This is a genomic window from Gardnerella vaginalis, from assembly GCF_001563665.1.
Lineage (GTDB): Bacteria > Actinomycetota > Actinomycetes > Actinomycetales > Bifidobacteriaceae > Bifidobacterium > Bifidobacterium vaginale_A.
Genome location: NZ_KQ961853.1, coordinates 157140 through 180609, shown reverse-complemented (window position 1 = coordinate 180609; position 23470 = coordinate 157140). Strand labels below are relative to the sequence as shown.

Below are 23470 nucleotides of genomic sequence, written 5' to 3'. Positions count from 1 at the left end.
ATTGTTTCTGAGTTTTGTTCTGAGTTTTGTTCATCTGTTTTCACGGAGTTGTGCTCATCGCTTGTCGTGATTGGAGTTTTTGGCGTGGATTGCTCATCATTTTGCTCATTTGATTGTTCTTTTACAGATGTTGCTTGCATTTTATTCTCGTTTCTCTATTCTCAGATTTAACAATTTTTATATTGCTATACGTGTAAAGAGGTGGGAGAGTGTCGCTGATTCCTGTTCTTTTAGAAAAACGATCTATTGCTACTTGTAAACCTGCTTTTACTGTATACCAATCATGACCATGAGATTTTGCAATCATAGTTATAACATTCATTCCTGCTTTATGAGCAGCTTTAGATATAATGTTTTGATTTTTTTGCGAATCCAAATCCCATTGCCCTGCAATAGAATAATAATATTGGTTAAGAGGAGCTTTTTTGCTCATAATTACTACAGGAACATGATTTTCATACGCTTTAGTATTTCCGTTAAAATAGCGATTTATAGTTTGTAAACGATTTTTATAAGTAGGTTCTAATTCGCCGCCTGCTGCAAAAATATTCCCATAGATATCTGGATGAGCAGGTACTAATTGTGTACTGCAAGTTCCTCCTTGAGAGAATCCTCCCATCATCCAAAAATTAGGATTAGTGTCGACAGTAAGATTTTTAATTATCCAATTTGGAACGTCTTTAGTGAGATATGTTTCAGCTTTACCATAAACATTCGTGTCTGCGCATAGAGAGTTATGCGATTGATCGCCATTTTGATCAGGAGATATAACTATAGGTGCAAGACCATTATGCTTTTTTGCAAAATCATCTAAAGTGTTCACAATATCACTTGCTGAAAAGAATCTATTAGGGCTTCCTGGTTGTCCGGCTAACATAACCATTACAGGCAATTTTGGAGGATTTTTTACTAAAGCAGCAGGTGGAAGATATACGTTAGCTATACGAGCGTTAAAATGTGATTTTGGAGCAGGAATTTTTACAGATCTAGTAATCCCATTTTTAGGTATAGTAGGCAATTTATGTTTTTTTGCTAACTCTTTCCATTGTGCAATGCTTAAGTTTGAAGATTTTTTCTTAGTTTTTTCTAATTTAGGATATCCGCCTAATCCAAAAATCGAGCCAATAGTTGTGTATTCGCCATAAATTATATCTACTTGCACAAGAGTGCTTAATAATACGAGAATTATTGTAAAAATAGCAAAAATTCGCTTTAAGCCTTTCGATAACACTGCACTAGTTATGCTAAATGCGATTAAGCTTATTCCTATTGCAATGCTTATGTTTACAAGCCATCCGAGGCTTACTCCAAAAATAAGAAAAACATCTGAAATAAGCCATATAATAAGCAAACCTATCAGAAATGCTATGAAAGTTATTCCAAGTTTTATTAGAGTTGGAATAATGTATTTCTTTTTCTTATTAAAAATAGATTTAGAGCATAATAATATTATCAGTGATAATCCAGTTAGGATGAATAAACTTATTGGTAGCCATCCTTTTATAAGACTTATTGATTCCAGTGCCTTCATAATTTTATGATTCTCGTCCTTAATTACTAAACATATCCGAAGTAAATATAGTTTAAGCTTTTGAGTTTTTCCATAAAAGTTTTATTTTTTTTTACATCTAATATCATGATATAAGTAATAAATATTTTCGCATCAGTTAAAAGTATGAAATTATTTTTAAGTAGTTTTATGAAATATTTGTTTTTGTTTTTATTTTTATTGTTATTTTTTATTTGTTAAGCTTTTTATCTTTTTTGTTCTTATCTTTTATTCTCTTTATTGTAGAGATTATTTTAGAAAAATTATATGTGATTTGAGCTTGTATATATGTGATTTGAGCTTTATGACGATACTAATAATTACAATATAGACATATTGCGTATTTTTAGGTGTATTTATTAAGAATGATTGGAATAAGTTATGAATGAAGTTGCTCAAGAAGCTTTAGAAGATGAAAAGAAGGATGATGTAGATAAAAGTAAAAAGTTTTTTGATAAATTGAAAGTTCAATTATCTAAGTTCCAAGTGCCAATTCCTAGATGGCTTTATATTGTATTTTTCATTCTTAACGATATTGCTTTAGTAGTGATTTTCCAATTGGGAGTGCAAACTGGAAATAGAGAGCAAGTTTTACAAAGTTTGCAAGAAAATCTAAATCGCATGTTCCAAAACATGATAAATCAGTTGAACTTTGTGCTCATTCTTAATTTACTGATAGCTGCTTTTATTTACGCAATATTGCTGTTTATAACTAATCGTTTTTGGATTACATCGATGATAATTCTTTCAGTTTCGCTTGTAATTTCAATTATTGAGTATATGAAAATATTCGTGAGGAATGAGGCTATTCTTCCAGCAGATTTAAATTTTCTTCAAAGTGATACAGGATCTATATCGACATTTTTGCCTTATAACGCTAGTAGAGTAATTTTTTACGCAATTGTTGGAGTAATTTTATTGGTCCTGATTTTTATGTCTATTCATTTTATAGATAAGAATCGTGGAAAAGTAGTATGGTTTGAGCGCCCTCAATTGCGATACGGTGTTCGTGGCGGCATTGTTATTGTTATTTTCAGTATTTTTGCATGGTATGTTTCAACTGTAGGCACAGTGAATTCTTTTGCAAATTCATTCAATCAATCTATGGGCGATTATCCAGTTATGTGGGATTCTGCTTATGATGCTCAAATGAATGGACCATTGTTGGCTTTTATGCGTCAAGTTAATACGAAAGTTATGACTGAGCCACAAAATTATAATGAGAAAACAATGCGTCAAATCGCTGCTAGATATGAGAAAGAAGCTAAGAAACTTAATTCTTCAAGAACTATGAAGATTAACGATAATACTCTTATTATGGTTCTTTCTGAATCGTTTGCAAATCCGGAACGCATTCCAGGACTTTCATTTAATAAAAGCGTTGTGCCTTTTATTGAAAGCGTGAAGAAGTCAAATGATAGCGGTCTTATGCTCTCGTCTGGCTATGGTGGAGGCACTGCAAATCTCGAATATATGTCTATGACTGGTTTGAGTATGGTTAATTTTGATCCTTCTCTTACTAGCCCTTATCAACAGTTAGTGCCAAAAGTTTCGTTTGTTCCAACTATAAATCGATATTGGAATGATGGTAAGAATTCTGTTGCTTTCCATCCTTTTGAGCCTTCTATGTATTTGCGTGCGAAAAATTATAAGAAATTTGGATTCACTAAGTTTTATTCATTACGAGAGCCAGATGTTATTTCTTATCAGAATCATATTGATGACGCTCCTTATGTTTCTGATGAATCTGCTTACGATAGTGTTTTGGAATCGCTTAGAATTAAGAATCAGCCAGAATTCGTACAATTAGTTACTATGCAAAATCATATGCCTTATAACAATTGGTATAAGGATAATGATTTTAAAGTTACTTCTACTGATCCAAGCAAGCCTTTAGGAGTAGAAGAGTCATCTATTATTCAGACTTATGCTAAAGGTGCTAATTATACAGATAAAGCTACAGAGAAATTCCTTGATAGTTTAGATCAATTAAATAAGCCAATAACAGTAATGTTCTATGGTGATCATCTTCCTGGAGCTTATTCAAGTGCAAGCGCGAATAAGAAGAATTCTCTTGTATTACATTTAACTGATTACTTTATTTGGTCAAATAAGTGCGCTCGCAATGAAATGAAGTCGCCTGAAAGTATTCGTGTTGAACCAGAATCATATTCTTCTCCAAACTTCTTCATATCGCAAATTGCAAAACATATGAATGCGAAAGTTTCACCATATGTAGCTTTCTTGACTGTATTGCGTAGTCATGTAAGCGCTATGGAACCTCCAGTAGTGAATACTATTCAATCGTGGCAAAGAATTCCTGAAGGTAATTCTATTTATCTTGACAATTCTGGAAAGCCAATGACCTATTCGCAATTAGATAAAGAAACTAAGCGTTTGTTAAACGACTATAAGCTCATACAATATGATGTTACAGTTGGAAAGAATTACATGCGTGATATGGGTTTCTACACTATGCCGTAAATATTAGATTTGCTTCTAACGCTTGATTTTACAATGCTTTAGAAGCAATATCATGTCTAAAGAACATATGTGTAAGATTGAGTTTGTCTAATATGCTATAAACCTTGTTTTGCGCATCTAAAACATTTTTCCCGTGTACTTGTACAAGAGCTACTCTTCCAGAAGAAGTGATTAAAGTGTTTTTATCTTCTTTATCACTTTTAACTCCTGCAAAATAAACGTGTTGACATTGTTCTTCATCAACAGGAATTTTAGGGAGAGTTGCTCCTAAAATAAGTGTTCCAGGGTATCCTTCGCTAGCAATAATTACTCCAAGTGTGATTCCATCTTTTTTCCATGTGAAAGTTGGATTTTTATGATTTAGAATATTCCAAATTGCTGTAGCAAAGTCTGAAGTTAATCTTGGAAGAACAACTTCAGTTTCTGGGTCTCCAAATCTAGCATTAAACTCAATAACTTTAGGTCCCTCTTTAGTTGCAATTAAGCCAGCATAAAGTATTCCTGTAAACGGAGTTCCTTCTTTTGCCATGCCTTCTACTGTTGGGCGCACAATCTCGTTAATAGCTCGTTCGACTATTTCATTGCTTATTTGAGGTACAGGGCTGTAAGCTCCCATTCCTCCAGTGTTTGGACCAGTATCGCCGTCATGAGCTCGTTTATGATCCTGAGAAATTGGCATAACCCAAAAATCAGTTCCGCTTACAAAACTCATAAGAGAAAATTCTTGACCTTGCAAAAAATCTTCTATTACTACTTTTGCTCCGGCAGATCCAAAACGTTTGTCAACAAAAATATCTTCTAAAGCATCAAGAGCAGTTTTCTCGTCCATTGCAACAGTAACGCCTTTTCCTGCTGCCAAGCCGTCTGCTTTAATTACAATTGGAGCGCCATGCTCAAGTACGTAGTTTTTAGCTGGCTCTAGGGATTCGAAAGTTTGATACGCTGCTGTTGGAATATTATGCCGATCCATAAGTTTCTTAGCGAAATCTTTAGAGCCTTCTATTTGAGCAGCGGCTTTATTTGGGCCAAAAGCGGGAATGCTGTGAGCTTCAAAATCGTCCACGATTCCGTTCATAAGTGGCACTTCTGGTCCAATGAACGCAAAATCGTAGTTGTTATCTTTAACGAACTTAATAAGAGCTTCGTGATCCGACTGGCTTATGTTTACGGTTTTAATTCCGTCTGCTTCAATACCAGGATTTCCAGGAGCAACAGTTACCTCTTCAACGCTTTCACCTTTAAGAAGTGTGTGTGCAATAGCGTGTTCGCGTGCGCCTGAACCAATAACTAAAACTTTCATTTTCTGTCCTTTATAGTTTTATTGCAACTCAACTGCAGCGTTTTCGCGCTCAATCATTTTGCCAATAACATAAGCTGTTTCATTATTTTCGCTTAGTGTGCTCAGTGCTTCTTCAGCTTTGCTTTCATCAACCGCCAAAACCATGCCAATACCCATATTAAACACGTTGAACATTTCTGTATGATCTACATTCCCTGCTTTTTCAATAACGTTGAAAATAGGTGGAATACTCCAGCTATTAGTGTTAATTTTAGTTGCAAGATTATTTGAATACATGCGAGGAATATTTTCAATAAATCCGCCACCTGTAATATGAGCAACGCCTTTAATAAGATGTTTTTCAAATAATGGTTTTAATGCTTTTACGTAAATGCGAGTAGGTTCGAGCAGAACTTCGCCAATAGTTTTTCCGTCAAGCTCTTCAAGTTTAGTGTTTACATCGTATCCTGCTTCTTCAAACAAAGCTTTACGCACAAGCGAGAATCCGTTCGAGTGAACACCGGAAGAAGGTAATCCTATTAAAACATCACCTTTGCAAATAGTAGATCCGTCAATAATGTTAGATTTTTCGGCTACTCCTACTGCAAATCCTGCTAAATCGTATTCATCTTCATCGTACATTCCTGGCATTTCAGCGGTTTCGCCGCCAATTAAGCCTGCTCCTGCTTGAATGCATCCATCTGCGACTCCTGAAACGACTTGTTCGAGTAATTTTGGATTATTTTTTCCGCAAGCAATGTAATCAAGGAAAAATAGTGGCTCTGCTCCTTGAGCTGCAATGTCGTTCACGCACATAGCAACGCAATCTATTCCGATTGTGTTATGCTTATTCATCATTTTGGCAATCATGAGTTTTGTTCCAACTCCATCTGTGCCAGAAATTAAAACAGGTTCTTTGTATCCAAGACAAGCTAAATCGAATAGGCCTCCGAAACCTCCAATGCCACCCATAACGCCTTTGCGTTCAGTGCGTTTAACATGCGATTTAATACGACGTACTACTTCGTATCCTGCTTCTACACTTACGCCGGCTTCTTCATATGCGTGTGGCATAATAGATTCCTTTCATAATTTATAATTGTTAAAATTCTTTAAGTTGCTCGTCAATTTCAAAATATACGAGTTTTTCTAATATATTTTGTTTTTTTGTTGTTTGTTTTGTTATTTTTATTTTGTTATTTTGCGCTAAGAGTTTATTGCTTTTTATTTATATGAATACTTACTTTTTGCTCGTATTTCATTTAAATGTTCACGTTCTTTTTCAGAAAGTGAAGATAAAAACTCATTTGCATAATCGTCTAATGAAGTAGGGTAGTCGCCATTGAAATAAGCAACGCATAATCCTGAATAAGGAGCAGGCTTATTTAAACCAATCGACTCAATTAAGCCATCTAATGATAAGAACGACAAAGAATCAGCTCCAATATATTCTCGGATTTCATCAATTGAGTGTTTAGAAGCAATCAATTCTTTAGTAGTTTGAATATCAATACCATAGAAGCAAGGATATTTAAGAGGTGGTGAAGAGATACGCATATGTACTTCTTTAGCACCAGCTTCTCTAAGAAGTTGCACAATGCGTTTAGAAGTAGTTCCTCGAACAATAGAATCATCTATAACTATTACTCGTTTTCCTGCAACTACACCACGTACTGCTGAAAGTTTCATGCGTACGCCTTGTTCGCGCAATTCTTGAGTAGGTTGAATAAAAGTTCGAGCAACATATTGATTTTTAATCAATCCCATTTCGTTAGGAAGTCCGCTTGTTTCAGCATAACCAGCTGCAGCAGAAAGAGATGAATTTGGTACTCCAATAACCATATCTGCTTCAACAGGAGATTCTTTAGCAAGACGAGAGCCCATACGCTTTCTAGCAGAGTGTACGTTAATTCCATAAATATTAGAATCTGGGCGTGCAAAATAAATAAATTCCATTGAACACACAGCATGTTGAACATGCTTTGCATAACGTTCAATTGTGTAGCCGTCATCGTTAATAACAATAATTTCGCCAGGCTCAATATCTCGTATAAATTCTGCGCCTACAATATCAAGTGCGCATGTTTCAGATGCTAATACGTATGCTCCGTTGCTCATGCGACCTAAGGAAAGTGGACGGAATCCGTTAGGATCTGTTGCTCCTATTAGAGCATTACCTGTGAGCAATAAGTAAGCAAATCCGCCATGAACAGTTTGCAAAGCTTCTTTCAAACAATCCATGAAACTAGTTTTATTTGATTTGCGTATTAAATGCATTAAAACTTCTGTATCTGAATTTGAGTGGAAAATCGCTCCTTCATCTTCTAATTTATGTCGAAGAGTTGTGAAATTAGTCAAATTTCCATTATGACCTAAAGCTACATCTCCATCATGGAATCTAAATAAGAATGGCTGAATGTTTTCAATACTACCTGATCCTGCAGTAGCATAACGGACGTGTCCTATAGCGCTATTTCCAGTAAGTCTATCTATTATTTTTTCGTCACTAAAAACTTGCGTTAATAATCCTAATCCTCTATGTCCGTGCAATTTACCGTTATCGTTCGATACAATTCCTGCACCTTCTTGACCGCGATGTTGTAATGCATGCAATCCGAAATAAGTAAGCCGCGCGGCATCAGGATGACCCCATACACCAAATACTCCGCACTCCTCGTGTATATCTTCAAGTTCTGCAGACATATTCACCCCCTAAAATCAAGTGTGTAAGTCAATGTGTTAGTCACTCAAATAAGTATATTGTTATATTTCAAGTTTTTACGAATATTTCGTAAATTATGCTGTGAAATATTGGACTCCTGCACTAAATAAATCTTGAGTTTTAAAATCAGGAATATTCACATATAGTCCTTTTCCGCTACGTTCGCAATGTCCCATCTTTCCGAAAACTCTTCCGTCTGGGCTTGTAATACCTTCTACGCATTCAATAGAACCATTTGGATTCACATCTAAATCCATAGAAGTTTTACCGTTAGAGTCAACATATTGAGTTGCGATTTGACTATTAGAAATCAAAGCGCTCATTACTTCAGGAGTTGCAACGAATCTACCTTCTCCATGAGAAATAGCTACAGAATGTACATCTCCAACTTGAGTATTGTAAAGCCATGGAGAAAGATTTGAAGCTATTCGAGTGTGAACAATACGACTTTGATGGCGTCCAATAGTGTTAAAAGTAAGAGTTGGACATTCTGAATCGATTGGAACAATATCTCCAAATGGAACTAATCCAAGTTTTATAAGAGCTTGGAAACCATTGCAAATGCCGAGCATTAAGCCATCACGGTTGTTTAATAAATCTCTTACAGCATCGCTAACTTCTGGATTCCTAAAGAATGAAGCTATGAATTTTGCAGAACCATCTGGCTCATCTCCACCTGAGAATCCGCCTGGAATCATAACTATATGACTGTTTTTAATCTCTTTTACTAGCTCTTTAGCGGATTCAGTAATATTTTTAGCATTAAGATTGTTAATAATAAGAGTGTGTACGTCTGCTCCTGCTTTTTCAAAAGCTGCTTGAGTGTCGTACTCGCAATTATTTCCAGGGAATACTGGAATGATTACTCTAGGATGTTTAAGAGGCTTTAACCTGTGCGAGCACATATGATTCTTCTTGTAAATCCTAGCTTTAGCGCTAATAGTTTGAACTTTATTATTGATCTCATTTTCAAGATTTGCGCTTTTATAAGGGAATATGCTTACCATGCTAGATTCCCAATCTTTTTGCAAATCGTTTAAATCAATTCGTTCTCCTGAAGACGAAGTGAAGTAATAATCTTCGCAAGTTGTACCAATAACGCTAATAGATACATTATTAGACTCTTGTGGAATAGATTCTTCGTTTTCAATCTCAACATAAAATGTTCCATATGCATTTGCAAACAAATCATCATCGCTAATATTTTGTAAAGTAATACCTATGTGATTTCCTAGCGTCATCTTAAATAAGCTTTCTGCACTAGCACCATAACCTGGCGTTGAAGCAGCTAAAGCTTTTTTAGATTGTGTAAGATTTTGCATAATTTGCAATGCTTCTAAGAAGCTTTCGCTCTCAGGCGTAATTCCATCCGATTTATAACGCGGAGAAATACGTATAACTTTATGATTTATTCCTTTAAATTCTGGGGAAACTGTTAAACGTGCATCTCCAGTAGAAACAGCGAAAGAAATTAAAGTAGGAGGTACGTCAAGATTCTCAAAGCTTCCACTCATAGAATCTTTTCCGCCTATTGCTCCAACTCCATAATCAATTTGTGCGCTTAATGCTCCAAGAACTGCTGCAACAGGTTTTCCCCAACGTTCAGGCGCGTCTTGAGGTTTTCCAAAGTACTCTTGCAAGCTCAAATATGCGCGTTCTTTAGTAAATCCGCTTGCAACAAGTTTAGCTAGAGATTCCACTACAGCAATGTAAGCTCCTGTGAATTGATTTTTTTCCATCAAATATGGATTAAATCCCCAAGCCATTGCAGAAGCTGTATTTGTTTCACCAAATACAGGGAATTTAGCGACCATAGATTGTGCAGGAGTGAGTTGGTTTCTTCCTCCGAAAGGCATTAAAACAGTTGCAGATCCTATAGTTGAATCAAAACGTTCACAAAGTCCTTTATTTGAAGATACGTTTATGTCTGATACAAGTTCGCGCATGCGAGATTCTAATGGCAAATCAGATTGATTTTGCCATGGATTTTCATATGTTTCTCCGGAAACTACATGTAAAACTTGTTTTTTTGCAGCTCCGTTAGACGCTAAGAATTCTCTGCTTAAATCTACAATGGTTTTTCCTCGCCATGTCATACGCATGCGAGCTTCTTTTGTAACAGTAGCAATAATTTCTGCTTCTAGATTTTCTTCTCGAGCGTATTTTAAGAATAAATCAGCATCGAGCGAAGAAACGTCTACTGCCATTCTTTCTTGAGATTCAGAAATAGCAAGCTCAGTGCCATCAAGCCCTTCGTACTTCTTAGAAACCTTGTCTAAGTTAATAATCAATCCATCTGCTATTTCACCAGTAGCAACAGAAACGCCACCTGCTCCAAAATCATTGCAACGCTTAATAAGTTGGCAAGCATCCTTGCGTCTGAAAAGTCGCTGTAATTTGCGTTCAATAGGCGCGTTGCCTTTTTGCACTTCAGCTCCGCATTCTTCAATACTATCTGTATCTTGTGCTTTAGAAGCACCTGTAGCGCCACCAATTCCGTCACGTCCAGTACGTCCGCCAAGAAGAATAATTACATCACCTTGAGATGGTGTTTCTCTACGTACATGATCTGCAGGTGTTGCTGCAACAACAGCGCCAACTTCCATACGTTTTGCAACGTATCCTGGATGATAAATTTCATGAACTTCACCAGTCGCAAGTCCAATTTGATTACCGTAAGACGAATAACCAGCTGCTGCTGAAGTTACGATCTTTCGTTGTGGTAGTTTTCCAGCTAAAGTTTCGCTGATAGGAGTTCGCGGGTCTTTAGCTCCTGTAACTCGCATAGCTTGATAAACATAAGAACGTCCTGAAAGAGGATCTCGTATGCATCCTCCAATGCAAGTTGCAGCTCCGCCGAAAGGTTCTATTTCAGTAGGGTGATTGTGTGTTTCATTTTTAAATAAGAACAGCCAATCTTCGTCATGTCCATTGACGTCGACTTTAACTTTAACAGTGCACGCGTTTATTTCTTCAGATTCATCAAGATTTTTTAATTCTCCAGTATTCTTCAAATATTTTGCGCCAATAGTAGCCATGTCCATAAGGCATATTGGCTTATTCTCACGATTTAATTGTCTTCGCAAATCTAAATAACGATTGAAAGCTTCACGCACTAAATCATCGTCAATTGAAATATCTGTGAGTTCAGTTCCGAATGTTGTATGTCTGCAATGATCAGACCAATATGTGTCGATAACGCGAATTTCTGTAATAGTAGGATTTCGTTTCTCAGCTTTAAAATAATTTTGGCAGAATTTTGCGTCAGCCAAATCCATAGCTAATCCGCGATCTTTAATAAAATCTTCTAAACCAGAATCATCTAAATCGTTGAAACCGTTAAGTATTTCAACATCTGCAGGTATTATGCTTTCAGTTTTAAGAGTATTAAGTGTATCTAAAGATGCTTCGCGTGCTTCTACAGGATTTATAACATATCGCTTAATAGCTTCAATATCTTCGTCTTTAAGATTTCCAGTAAGTGCAATTACTTTAGCGCTACGAACTTGAGGTCTTTCTCCTTGACTAATAAGCTGAATGCATTCGCTTGCTGATTGTGCTCGCTGATCGAATTGTCCAGGTAAGAATTCAATTGCAAAAACATGTTCGCTTGTGCGAATAGGCAAATAATCGTAAGTATTATCAACAGGAGGTTCGCTTAATACTGTTTTCACTGCTGTATCAAATAATTCTTGTGATATACCGTCAATATCATATCTATTTATGATTCGTAGTGACTTTAGTTTATCTATACCAAGAATTTCCTTAAGTTCGTGTAGAAGTTGTTTTGCTTCTATCGCAAAATCGGATTGCTTTTCTACATACACGCGAAATACCACGGTGAACCTGCCTTGTATTTTGTCTGTTTGTTAAAGTTTTTAGTTTTAGCTTTTCATCAAGTTTTGTGTTTTTTTGCTTATTATTCTTTAAGTCTTTATTTAGATTTATTGGAAGTTTATTGTCTTATAGACTTAAGGATATTTTGGCTTATAACATGATATTTTTCTTTTAAGAACACGCATGGCTCGCACCTAAAAGATGCGAGCCATATTTTTTAATGTTCGTTATATTCGTTCGGATTGATTTCCTCGCAATTAAGATTTTCGCTTTGAGCGAGAGATTTCAATCTGCTGTATATCTCTTCGTATGCAGGAATTATATCTCCTAAATCTCTTCTAAATAAATCTTTATCTAGATGATTTACATGAGAAGAATCTGAATCTGTATTTCGTTTATCCCAAAGTCTGCAAGTGTCTGGCGTAATTTCATCAGCTAGAAGAATGTTTCCTTGTGAATCTACGCCTTCTTCAATCTTAAAATCAACAAGTTGAACATCAATCTTTGAGAATATGTCTAGCAAAGCATTGTTTACTGCGTGAGCTTGTCTAGTTATTTCTGCAAGCTCTTGTTCCGTTGCTAAACCTAGAGCTAAAACTCCTTCAGGGTTTATGAATGGATCTGCAAGTTCATCTGATTTGACGCAAAACTCAAGCAATGGCTTCTTTAGTGGAGTGCCTTCTTTAACTCCATATCGTTTTGCAAAAGAACCAGCAGCAGTGTTGCGCATGATGATTTCTAATGGGAACATTCGCATGCGCTTTACGAGTTGTTCTGTGTTGGAAATACGCCCGAGGAAGTGGCTTTTAACTCCGCGTGCCTCGAGTAGATGGAATAGTAAAGAAGTTATTCTGTTATTTAAGCTACCTTTACCTTCGATCTGAGCTTTTTTCAGACCGTTACCAGCGGTTGCTTGGTTCATATATTCAACCCATAGCACATTGGTGTCATCGGTAGCATACAGTTTTTTGGCTTTGCCTTCATACAACTTGTCAAGTTTTTCCATTGACTCGCCTCTCTTTGTGCATCTATAGTTGCAGGCGCAAACCAACAATATTTGTAGGTTTACCTGACCGTGGCCAGCACGTTTAGACTAACAATTGTCACCTACATTTTTATTACTTAATTATTGGAAATAAACGATTTGTAAATTTGTATATTCCTTTATTTTCAATGTCTTTAACATATGTTTAGGCATTTTGGAGTATAGAAGCGATGCGTGTCGCGTTATGTCGAGCGTAACTTTCAGTTCGACCTGTTGCTAATGCGACTGCCATTCTTCTATGTCCATGAACTTCAGGTTTGTTGAAAATGCGAATATTTAATCGCGTATTTTCGTTTTCTTGTTTTTGTGAATCAAAATTTTCTAGTTGTTCTAAATCTAGAGCGTTGTTAAGGTTGGTAAAGCCAACAGGTCCATCCCCATTTACTACGATTGCGCAACTTGCAGCTACTTCATTTTTGCGAAGAGAAAGTGCAACGTGGCTGCGAGTAATTGGTACACCTAATATAGCTAAAACGTGAAGAGCAAATTCGCTATAATATTGAGAAATCATTGTAACCATGCCTGTGTCATGTGGGCGAGGTGAAAGCTCATTAAATAGTAGAGAACCATCTTTTAGTACAAATAACTCCACTCCATAAACGCCCCAACCTTTTTCGCCTTTTTCTTGAGCTAAATTAGTGAGTCCTTCTACTGCTGTTTTTGCTATTTCTTTCGCTTGAATGCGTATATTTTCTGGAATGTTAGCTGGCTGCCATGATTCTTTATAGTCGCCATTTTCTTGGCGCTGTGCTATGGGTTCACAAGTTATGATTCCAGCACAAGAGCTTACTGTTAGTACAGTTAATTCATAATCTAGTGGAGCTAAAGATTCGACTATAACGCGTGAATTATTATTTGATTTAGAAGATGCTGCACGGCGACCATGTTGTGCTTCATTCCAAGCATCAAGTAATGATTCTGGTTTTCTAACTATTGACTGTCCGTGTCCTGAAGAGCTCATGACTGGTTTTACTACGCAAGGGTAACCAATTTGTTTTGCACTTTCGCATAGTTCTTCATAGTTTGATGCAAAACGATACGGGGTAGTTGGTAAATTTAAATCCTCGTGAGCGATTCTACGCAGCTTTTCACGATCCATTGCTATTGATGCAATATTGGAACTTGGAACTACTTGAATATTATCTTTTTTAGCATTAAATAATACTTCTGTTGCTATTGCTTCTACTTCAGGAATAATAATATCTGGTTTTATTTCTTCAATAAGAGCGCTTAATAATGAGCTGTTAGTCATATCTAATACGCGTGCAACATGTGCAACTTGCATTGCTGGAGCATTTTCGTAGCTGTCTGCTGCGCATACTCTTACACCTAATCGCATTAGTTCAATTGCTATTTCTTTTCCTAATTCTCCTGATCCAAGAAGTAATGCAGTTGTGTTATTTTTTTGCGTAATTGAGCCAAAAATGCGATTGGTTGAATCATTTTTTTGTGCGTAATCGTAAGAACTCATACGTCTATTGTGTCATTGAGTATTGAATTTAGATATTTGAATAGCGACTCGCCGAGAAACATCCACTAGCAGAAAATAAAAAAATAGTGTATAGTATCCCTTTGTTGTGTGAATTTTTCGCACATATGGTGGCTATAGCTCAGTCGGTAGAGCATCTGATTGTGGTTCAGAAGGTCGCGCGTTCAAGCCGCGTTAGCCACCCCACTTATTTAAACGGCTTTTTAGCCGTTTTTTTTTATGGTTTTGGGAAATAACCAGAAATAACCCGGAATAACCCATTTTTGTGGAATAACCTGGAATGACTCGTTTTTGTGTAATAACCCCGAATTTGCATGTTAATTAACACGCATTACGTTTTAGAGGATTTTGTGGAGTAATCTGAGTAAAATGTAAAAAGGTTGGTGAATAAGGATATTTGCGTTTAAGGAGTAATATATGGCAGACAAAAAGTCGTCATCTGAAGCTTGGTGGAAGTCTACTTTACTTTTTATTCCGCGCCTTATTGGTAAGATTGTGCGCTCGCTTTTTGGTGTAGGTGAATATGATGAAGCATATAGAAGAGATGGGCTTTGTTTCATTATGCTTGCATTTTCAGTGCTGTTTTGTGCATCTGAATGGTTTAGAGTAAAAGGCTTTATTGGTGTTTGGTTACATATTTTAGCTTCTAGCATTTTAGGTGTAATGAGTGTGATTTTGCCTGTATTGCTAGTTGTTGTTGCGATTAGATTGATGAGAAATAGCGGAGTAGGCTCTGGTAATACTCGCGTTATTGGCGGATTCTTTTTGCTATTGTTGTCGATTTGCTCAATTATAGACATATCTTGCGTGCCTAATAATGCTTCTTTTAATATGAGTAATTTGCAAAAAGCTGGAGGATTATTTGGATTTGTTTTAGGTTCTCCTTTTTCATGGGGACTTTCTCGCACTTTTGCGCTAGTTCTGTTTACGCTTATTTTGCTATTTTCGTTATTGTTAATATCTAGATTGCATGTTACTGATATTTCTGCTTTCTTTATGCGTGTAATCAAAAATAATTCTAAAAAGTCTTCCGATAAGTCTTCCGATAAGTCTTATGAAAAATCGCATAAAGATTCTCGATTAGTTAGTAGTTCCTCCGATTATGCTGATAATACGAGTGATTCAAACGGTGACGCTTTGGAGTTTGCTGAAGGTGTTCCTACTCACGAAATTAGCGATGAACAAGAAGTTAATGAAACTAAGCCTTCATTATTTAAATGGATTAGATCGTTGTTTAATTCAAAGAATAAGAATGATAATAAAGAATTACTTGATAAGTATGCAGGGGATGATGCTTTTGATTCTGCTGCTTTCGTTCATGGTGTATCTAATGAAGAACCTGTTAATCACACTCGAAGAATAGCAAGTAATAATCCGTCTTACGAATCTAGAGTCAATGATGATTCTAGATATGGTGATTGCGTTGGAAACACAGTTCCTGTAGATGTTCCTAGTGATTCTAATCTAAACGCTTCTTCCAAGATGAGTATTGATGAATTTCCTAAAGCTCCAATGAGTTCTTTGGGATCTATGGCTGGTGCAGCTCCAGTTGCTTCATCGCTAGATCCTTGGAGTGCTATTCCAGAAGAGCAAATGGAAGGATATAGAAAATCTCAAGAGCAGAATGAAAATGGTTATTCTATTGCAAGCCAGAGTAATCCTGCTAATTCTGCTAACAATTCTTATAATCACGAAAATTCTGCTAACAATACAAGCGATGCAAATTTGGAAGATAAGCCATATGTTCTTCCGGATATGAATTTATTGGCTCATGGAAAACCTCATGTTGCTCGTACTGTTGCAAATGATAATGTGATTCGTGCTCTGACTTCTACTTTTGAGCAATTTGATGTTGATGCTCACGTTATTGGATTCCTTAGAGGTCCATCTGTTACGCAGTATGAGGTAGAGCTTGGACCGGGTGTAAAAGTTGAAAAAGTCACGAATTTGCAAAAAAATATTGCTTACGCTGTAGCTAGTACTGATGTGCGTATTTTGTCGCCAATTCCAGGAAAATCTGCTATTGGTATTGAAATTCCAAATGTTGATCGCGAAATCGTTCATTTGGGAGATGTTTTGCGCTCTGAGAAAGCAATGCAGGATCCTAATCCTATGCTTACAGGCGTTGGAAAAGACGTTGAAGGTCATTTTGTAACGGCTGCTCTAGATAAAATGCCACATTTGCTTGTAGCTGGTGCAACTGGCTCTGGTAAGTCGAGTTTTATTAACTCAATGCTTACGTCAATTATTATGAGAGCTACTCCTGAGCAAGTTCGTATGATTATGGTTGATCCTAAGCGCGTGGAGCTTTCCGCGTACGCTGGCATCCCACATTTGCTTACACCTATTATTACTGATCCTAAGAAGGCAGCTCAAGCTCTTGAGTGGGTTGTTAAAGAGATGGATGCTCGCTACGACGACTTGCAATTCTTCGGTTTCCGTCATGTAAAGGATTTCAATAAGGCTGTTCGCGAAGGAAAGGTTCATGCTCCCGCTGGATCTGAGCGAAAAGTTGCTCCATACCCGTATTTGCTTGTTGTTGTGGACGAGATGGCTGATTTAATGATGGTTGCTAAGAATGATGTTGAAAGCTCTATTCAACGTATTACTCAGCTTGCTCGAGCTGCAGGCGTGCATTTAGTTTTGGCTACTCAGCGACCTTCAGTGGATGTTGTAACTGGCTTAATTAAAGCAAATATTCCTTCTCGTTTGGCTTTTGCTACTTCGTCTGCAACAGATTCCAGAGTTATTCTAGATACAGTTGGAGCAGAAACTCTTATTGGTCAAGGAGATGCTTTATTCCTTCCAATGGGAGCTGCTAAACCTCAACGCGTGCAAGGTTCATGGGTGAGTGAATCTGAGATTCGTAAAGCTGTAGAGTATGTTCGCACTCAGCGCAAGCCTAAGTATCGTGAAGATATTGAGCAAATGGCTCAAAAGGCAGATGCTCAAGCTCAAAATAAGCTTAAAACAAGCGATATTGGCGATGATATGGATGAGTTGTTGCAGGCTGCAGAGCTTGTTGTTGGATCGCAATTTGGCTCAACTTCAATGCTTCAGCGAAAGCTACGTGTTGGATTTGCTAAAGCAGGTCGTTTGATGGATTTGCTGGAATCTCGTGGTGTAGTTGGTCCTTCTGAAGGTTCTAAAGCTCGTGAAGTTTTAGTTCAGCCGGAAGACTTGCAAAAAGTTTTGGCTTTTATTCGCGGAGAGTCTGATTCTATCGATTAGTATAGGTTTTGCGTTTGCTATACCATATTTGTATAGCTGTTAGGGAGGTACATAAATGAGAAAAAGCGTTAAGTTTTCTTTGTTTGATGGTTGGAATTATGCGCCTAATATAGTTACATATGTTCGCATTGTGCTTGCGATTGTATTTATTGGTTTATATCTTGCTTCTGGTGCATATGGTGTTCATTCTGTTGGTGCGCGTTGGGGAGCATTTGTTATTTTTGCATTAGCTGCATCAACAGATAAATTAGATGGCTATTTGGCTCGTAAATATAATCAAGTTACTGAGTTAGGTAAATTATTAGATCCTATTGCTGATAAGCTTTTAATATTATCTGCTTTAATTATTGGTGCAATATTTTCTGAAATACCATGGATTGTCACATTGCTGTTTGTTGTTCGTGAAATTGGTATAACTGTTTTGCGTTTTTATGTTATTAAAAGAGGTGGTAAGGTAATTGCTGCTTCCTCTCTTGGTAAATATAAGACTGTTGCTCAATCTTTAGGTCTTGCGCTTATTCTTCTTCCTGTTGTAAATACTATTGTTAATTTAAGAAAAATATCTGCGTTTGGTATAGCATATCTTGCGCTTGCTGATGCTTTGATTTATATTGCATTGCTTTTAGCTCTATGCTCTGGTTATACATACACTAAAGGTGCTTTTGCTGCGCTTAGTGCTTTAAAAGATGGGGATCGCGGAGTTGTTGATGTTGAATCTACTTTAGTTTCTGAAACTTCTGAAGATGATTTGAATTCTGTGGATTCTGAAGAATCTTTTACGAGTAAATCTGGTAAATCTGGTAAATCTGGTAGTGATAATTTAGAAACTGAAGAATTTTGATTTTGATTTAGAACCCGATTTTGATTTTAATGGAAGATGATTGAAATGCACAGTGACGCATCTGTTGTTATTGAATATTGTGCGCAAAATCGTTTGCATGTTGCTGCATCGGAATCTTTGACTGGTGGTTTGCTTGCTAATGCTTTTGTTAGTGTTCCTGGTGCGTCACGAGTGTTTTTAGGCTCTGCTGTAACGTATGATATTCACGCGAAAGCAAAGATTCTTGGAGTAGATGCTGATTTTCTTGAATCGCATGGTGCTGTGAATGCTTCAGTTGCAAAACTTATGGCTATTGGAACTGCGAGATTATATAGCGGCTCTGGTTGGGATTATAAAAATAAAAGCTGTGAGAAAGATTTACAAGATTCCAATTTTCCTGTAATAGGACTTTCTACTACTGGTGTTGCAGGTCCTGGTCCGGATTATGATGGCAAGCCTGCAGGCTTGGCTTATATTGGTATTTTTTTGCCTAAATCAGTTATGCTTTCTGTATTTTTAGATAGTAAATCGTTGAATAATTCTTTTAATAAAAAAATATTGCATATTAAAAGTATTGAAAACTATTCAAATTTGGATGTGTGTGAATCTGATTCTGGAACGTTTATTTCTTGCGAATTGCAAAATAGTGGTAGTCGTGAAGAAGTTCGTAATAGTGTTGTTCAAAAGTTGATTAAATTGTTGTATTTATTGCTATGTAAGGATTGTGAAAGCGTTGCGTGAACGTGAATTTTGGGAACTTCTTGAAGAAGTTTTTGGCAGTAGCCTTGGGCGTAGCATAGCTAAGGATCAATGTTTGCAAAAACTTGATGGTATGAATGTTTGCCAAGCTTTGCAAGCAGGTATTGAGCCGAGGGTTGTTTGGAACGTTTTATGTGATCATATGGGAATTCCAGATAATAAAAGATGGGGTAAAGATCATAATGCTCCGCCTATGCCTGCTGCATAATTTTTCAAGAAGGTTGAATATTTTAGCGCAACACGCGAAATCGAACAAATGTTCGTAAAGTGTTATATAATACTTTTGTCGGGCTGGTTGCAGCGTGGAAGGCTATGTAAATGTCTTATTGCGTGTGCGTAGTTTATATAAATAAATTGAGCTACGTAAATGCAATGTTACGGACTTCTGACCACATTGCTCTCAAACGCTTGCACAGATGTCATGTGCAGGTTAATCTCATCGATACAGACCGCACATGTGAAAGGAGTAGCAAACATGGTGCAACAAGCAAAATCGAAAACTGCTGCTGGTAGATTGATTGATGCAGATCGCACAGATCCTCGCCGTCAAGCAGCTTTGGAAACTGCTTTAGCGAATGTAGAAAAGCAATACGGAAAAGGTTCTGCTATGCGATTGGGAGATAGGCCAATGCAAGATGTGGAAGTTATTCCAACAGGATCTTTGGCGTTAGATATGGCACTTGGCATTGGCGGCGTTCCTCGCGGACGTGTTGTTGAAGTTTATGGTCCAGAATCCTCTGGTAAAACAACTTTGGCATTGCATATTGTTGCTAACGCTCAAAAAAATGGTGGTGTAGCTGCTTTTATTGATGCTGAGCATGCATTAGATCCTGTATATGCGAGAAAGCTTGGAGTAGATACTGATTCGCTTATAGTTTCTCAGCCAGATAATGGCGAACAAGCATTAGAAATTGCTGATATGTTAATACGTTCTGGTGCTTTAGATGTTATTGTTATTGATTCAGTTGCAGCTCTTGTTCCTAAGGCTGAAATTGAAGGTGATATGGGAGATAGTCATGTTGGTTTGCAAGCTCGTTTAATGAGTCAAGCTTTGCGGAAGATGACTGGCGCTTTATCTCAAGCAGGAACTACTGCAATTTTTATTAACCAGCTTCGTGAAAAAATTGGTGTTTTCTTTGGTAATCCTGAAACAACTACTGGTGGTAAAGCTTTGAAGTTCTACGCTTCAGTGCGTATGGATATTCGCAGAGTTACTACTATTAAAAACGGCGAGGAGGCTGTTGGTAATCGTACTAAAGTAAAGATTGTAAAGAATAAGATGGCTCCTCCTTTCAAATCAGCCGAATTTGATGTACTTTACGGTGAAGGAATTTCCACTGAAGGATCCGTAATTGATATGGCTGTACAATGCGGAGTTATTAAGAAATCTGGATCTTGGTTTACTTATGAAGGTGATCAATTAGGTCAGGGTAGAGAGAATGTTCGTAAGTTCTTGAAAGATAATCCTGCTATTACTGAAGAAATAAGTGATAAAGTTAAAGCTGCTTTTGGACTTATGCGCCCAGAAGATCAATTTGCTGAAAATGATGATGATTTACTAGATAATACATCTGATAAGTCTTCCTCACTTGCTTCTGATAGTGAAAAGTCTTCTAAAACTTCTTCTAAGTCATCTAAGTCTTCTAAAACTTCGAATTCTGAATCTACAGAAGAATCAGATTCGTATTTAGAATCAGGTGAAAACTCTACTGAAGAATAATCTGCCTTTTTGGGTGTTAGTGTAACGCAGTGTTAGTGTAACGCAGTATTCATGAATAGGTGATTGTATAAAGCAATATTGGTAGCGTAAAAATGATTAGTGTTGAAAATTTTCTTCGCAGCCATAAACCTGTTAATTCTTCTTCAGGCAATAAGAAGTCTATAAAACAGGTTGATACTAGTAAAGCGAATGATTTTGACAGTTGTAAGGAAGCTGCTTTGCGCATATTAGATTATGCTGCAAGATCTTCTTATGATTTGAAAAATAGACTTCTAATAAAAGGTTATGAAGAAAATACTGTTGACACAGTAGTAAATCGCTTAGAAGAATTGCATTTAATAGATGACAAGCGATATATACAAACTTTCATACAATCATGCGCATCTAGAATGCTAGGTGAGCACGCTACCAGAGTTGAATTACAAAGAAAAGGGATTCCTTTAACTGTTTCATCGCCATTATTACAAGAAGCTAGAGAAAATGGAGTTTTTGAAGAAGCTGCTTGGCAATTAGGTAGGAAAGTTGCTTCAAGAACTAGGAATCTTGACTTATTAGTGCGAAAAAGACGATTCTTTTCAGCTGGAGCTAGAAAAGGGCATGATTTAAGCGTAATAAAAGAGATATACGAAGAGCTTTTTACGAACAATGAAGAGTAACTAGATATGTTAATTGATAAGCTAATTGTATAGAGCTTTAAGCAGTAAGTCTAATTGTAAGGCTAATTAAAGGTCTGCTTAAAAGTCTAATTTTAAGGCTTTAAGCAGTAAGGCTAATTAGAAAGCTAATTGTAAGTCTAATTTTAAGGCTTTTAATTGTAGAGATTTAGTTGCTAATTTTAGAGATTTAGATGTTAATTGTTAGAGAGGCTAATTTTACATAATTAGCCTCTCTAACCTTAAAATGTTTATTTTATTTGATGCTTAACTTTTTATTTAGTAAAATCATGCGCTTGTTTTTGAACATAGTTAGTCATTTCAGCGATATCAATAACATCGTTAAATCTTGGAGTTTGATTTTCAAGATTCCTAAGCATGCTTGGAGCTTTAGTTCCTGTAGCAATACTTAGGGCATCCATGCATTTGAAATCATCCATATCTTGTACATGCTCGATATTCAAAGCACTTGCAACAACTCGAGGGAACTTATAAGGACTTGCAGTACTCAATAGAACGCGTGGCACGTTAGAATCATGAGGGATATTTTGCATAACAAAATATCCGCATGCTGTATGTGGGTCAATCACATAATTGTATTTATTCCAGCAATCAGATATTGCTTCTCTTATTTGATTTTCATTAGCCCAGCCACATCCAAATAATTTTCGTATATTTTTAAGTACGTCTTCAGGTATTTCAAATGCTCCCCATTGTTGTAAGTCATTCATAAGCATTTGTATTAAACGCGTATCTTTATTGCACATATAATACAGCATTCTTTCCAAATTAGATGAAACTAAAATATCCATGGAAGGAGCAACAGTGTGATGGAATTCACGCTGACGGTTATATGTGCCACTTAATAAGAAATCAAATAATACGTTGTTACTATTGCTTGCAACAATAAGATGTTTAATCGGAAGACCAAGCATTTTTGCATAGTATCCAGCAAGAATATTGCCGAAATTTCCGGTTGGTACGCAAAATTCTATTTCGTCGCCAATTTTTATCTTTTCGTTTTCAATTAGCTGTTTGTAGGATGCAAAATAATAAACAACCTGTGGTACTAGGCGTCCAATATTTATAGAATTTGCAGATGAAAGCGATACATTATTTTCAGAATTTAATTCCATCTTAAGCTTATTATTAGTGAAAATCTTTTTAACTCCTGTTTGAGTATCGTCAAAGTTTCCTTTAACTGCACAAACTTTCACATTTTTTCCCAGTTGAGTAGTCATTTGCAATTCTTGTACACGGCTGACTTTTTCATATGGGTAAAATGTGATTATAGAAGTTCCTTTTACGTCAGAAAATCCTTCTAATGCAGCTTTGCCAGTGTCGCCAGATGTAGCAGTTAGAATCATAGTGTTTTCATTGCTTTTAGCACTTTTAGAGTGCATCATAAGTTGTGGCAAGATTTGCAATGCAATATCTTTGAAAGCGCATGTAGGTCCGTGGAAAAGTTCTAAAACAAAATCGTTAGTCTCTCCAAGCTGCTTAATTGGAGTAATAGAATCATTAGACCATTGACTTCCATAAGCTTTATTTACGCAATCTTCAAGTTCTTTTGAAGAAAAATCTGGAAGTAGAATAGTTAAAATATCTTTGGCGATTTCTTGATATGATTTTTTTGTAAGCTCACAAATATCGTAGTGTTGCTTGCCTAAGGAATCTGTAATAAATAATCCTCCATCCTCGGCAATTCCTTTACATATAGCCTGCTTTGATGTACATGACTTAGCTGTTGAGCGTGTGCTGTGGAAAATTGCATTATTTTCAGATTCCATGATTCCTCCGAGTTTGAAACGCTTATAGCTTATAATCATGCATTTTTAATATGATTTTATATAGTACTAGATGCGCTAGGCTAGTGTGTTTA

14 protein-coding genes, 1 tRNA gene and 1 pseudogene are annotated in these 23470 nt (G+C 36.5%); 8 read left to right on the top strand and 8 right to left on the bottom strand.

Going from position 1 to position 23470, the window contains the following annotated elements; genetic code table 11:
• Positions 1-121: 121 nt before the first annotated feature.
• The gene (locus HMPREF3230_RS01700) at positions 122-1531 is read right to left on the bottom strand and encodes an alpha/beta hydrolase-fold protein (protein ID WP_075523249.1); all 1410 of its coding nucleotides are present in this window, start codon (positions 1529-1531) and stop codon (positions 122-124) included.
• A gap of 399 nt (positions 1532-1930) precedes the next feature.
• Between HMPREF3230_RS01700 and HMPREF3230_RS01695 the strand changes: the two genes are divergently transcribed.
• Positions 1931-4033 (top strand): LTA synthase family protein, encoded by a 2103-nt coding sequence (locus HMPREF3230_RS01695; RefSeq protein WP_082266226.1) that lies wholly within the window; start codon positions 1931-1933, stop codon positions 4031-4033.
• Positions 4034-4061: 28 nt separating this feature from the next.
• Here HMPREF3230_RS01695 and purD read toward each other — a convergent pair whose 3' ends face one another.
• The 6 genes from purD to purT form a co-directional block, all read right to left on the bottom strand.
• Positions 4062-5333 (bottom strand): phosphoribosylamine--glycine ligase, encoded by a 1272-nt coding sequence (gene purD, locus HMPREF3230_RS01690; protein WP_075523248.1) that lies wholly within the window; start codon positions 5331-5333, stop codon positions 4062-4064.
• Positions 5334-5351: 18 nt separating this feature from the next.
• Positions 5352-6386, bottom strand: coding sequence for a phosphoribosylformylglycinamidine cyclo-ligase (gene purM / locus HMPREF3230_RS01685; protein ID WP_075523247.1), 1035 nt, complete (start codon positions 6384-6386; stop codon positions 5352-5354).
• 150 nt (positions 6387-6536) lie between these two features.
• Positions 6537-8015, bottom strand: coding sequence for an amidophosphoribosyltransferase (purF, locus tag HMPREF3230_RS01680; RefSeq protein ID WP_075523246.1), 1479 nt, complete (start codon positions 8013-8015; stop codon positions 6537-6539).
• 93 nt (positions 8016-8108) lie between these two features.
• Positions 8109-11873 carry a phosphoribosylformylglycinamidine synthase gene (locus tag HMPREF3230_RS01675; RefSeq protein ID WP_075523245.1) on the bottom strand — a complete coding sequence of 1255 codons (3765 nt, stop codon included), beginning with the start codon at positions 11871-11873 and terminating at the stop codon, positions 8109-8111.
• Positions 11874-12088: 215 nt separating this feature from the next.
• Complete coding sequence (gene purC, locus HMPREF3230_RS01670; RefSeq protein ID WP_075523244.1) at positions 12089-12877, bottom strand: phosphoribosylaminoimidazolesuccinocarboxamide synthase; 789 nt, start codon at positions 12875-12877, stop codon at positions 12089-12091.
• 184 nt (positions 12878-13061) lie between these two features.
• Entirely contained in the window at positions 13062-14387 is a 1326-nt protein-coding gene (purT, locus tag HMPREF3230_RS01665) for a formate-dependent phosphoribosylglycinamide formyltransferase (RefSeq protein WP_075523243.1), read from the bottom strand.
• Positions 14388-14515: 128 nt separating this feature from the next.
• Here purT and HMPREF3230_RS01660 point away from each other — a divergent pair.
• From HMPREF3230_RS01660 to HMPREF3230_RS01630, 7 genes and pseudogenes are all read left to right on the top strand, one after another.
• Positions 14516-14591: transfer RNA gene (locus tag HMPREF3230_RS01660), tRNA-His, on the top strand.
• A 231-nt stretch (positions 14592-14822) separates the two neighbouring features.
• Positions 14823-17636, top strand: a complete 2814-nt coding sequence (locus HMPREF3230_RS01655; RefSeq protein ID WP_075523242.1) for a DNA translocase FtsK — start codon at positions 14823-14825, stop codon at positions 17634-17636.
• Positions 17637-17691: 55 nt separating this feature from the next.
• A pseudogene (gene pgsA, locus HMPREF3230_RS01650) lies at positions 17692-18300 on the top strand (CDP-diacylglycerol--glycerol-3-phosphate 3-phosphatidyltransferase); the annotation flags it as partial.
• 222 nt (positions 18301-18522) lie between these two features.
• Entirely contained in the window at positions 18523-19197 is a 675-nt protein-coding gene (locus HMPREF3230_RS01645) for a CinA family protein (RefSeq protein ID WP_075523288.1), read from the top strand.
• On the top strand, positions 19190-19423 hold the full coding sequence (locus tag HMPREF3230_RS01640; RefSeq protein WP_075523287.1) for a DUF3046 domain-containing protein: 234 nt from the start codon (positions 19190-19192) through the stop codon (positions 19421-19423). Before HMPREF3230_RS01645 ends, HMPREF3230_RS01640 begins: the two co-directional genes overlap by 8 nt.
• Before the next feature lie 267 nt (positions 19424-19690).
• Positions 19691-20935 carry a recombinase RecA gene (gene recA, locus HMPREF3230_RS01635; RefSeq protein WP_082266224.1) on the top strand — a complete coding sequence of 415 codons (1245 nt, stop codon included), beginning with the start codon at positions 19691-19693 and terminating at the stop codon, positions 20933-20935.
• Between the two features lie 92 nt (positions 20936-21027).
• On the top strand, positions 21028-21591 hold the full coding sequence (locus HMPREF3230_RS01630) for a regulatory protein RecX (RefSeq protein ID WP_075523241.1): 564 nt from the start codon (positions 21028-21030) through the stop codon (positions 21589-21591).
• A 272-nt stretch (positions 21592-21863) separates the two neighbouring features.
• Here HMPREF3230_RS01630 and thrC read toward each other — a convergent pair whose 3' ends face one another.
• Positions 21864-23378: a threonine synthase gene (gene thrC, locus HMPREF3230_RS01625; protein WP_075523240.1), complete on the bottom strand. Its 1515-nt coding sequence runs from the start codon at positions 23376-23378 to the stop codon at positions 21864-21866.
• Positions 23379-23470 lie beyond the last annotated feature (92 nt).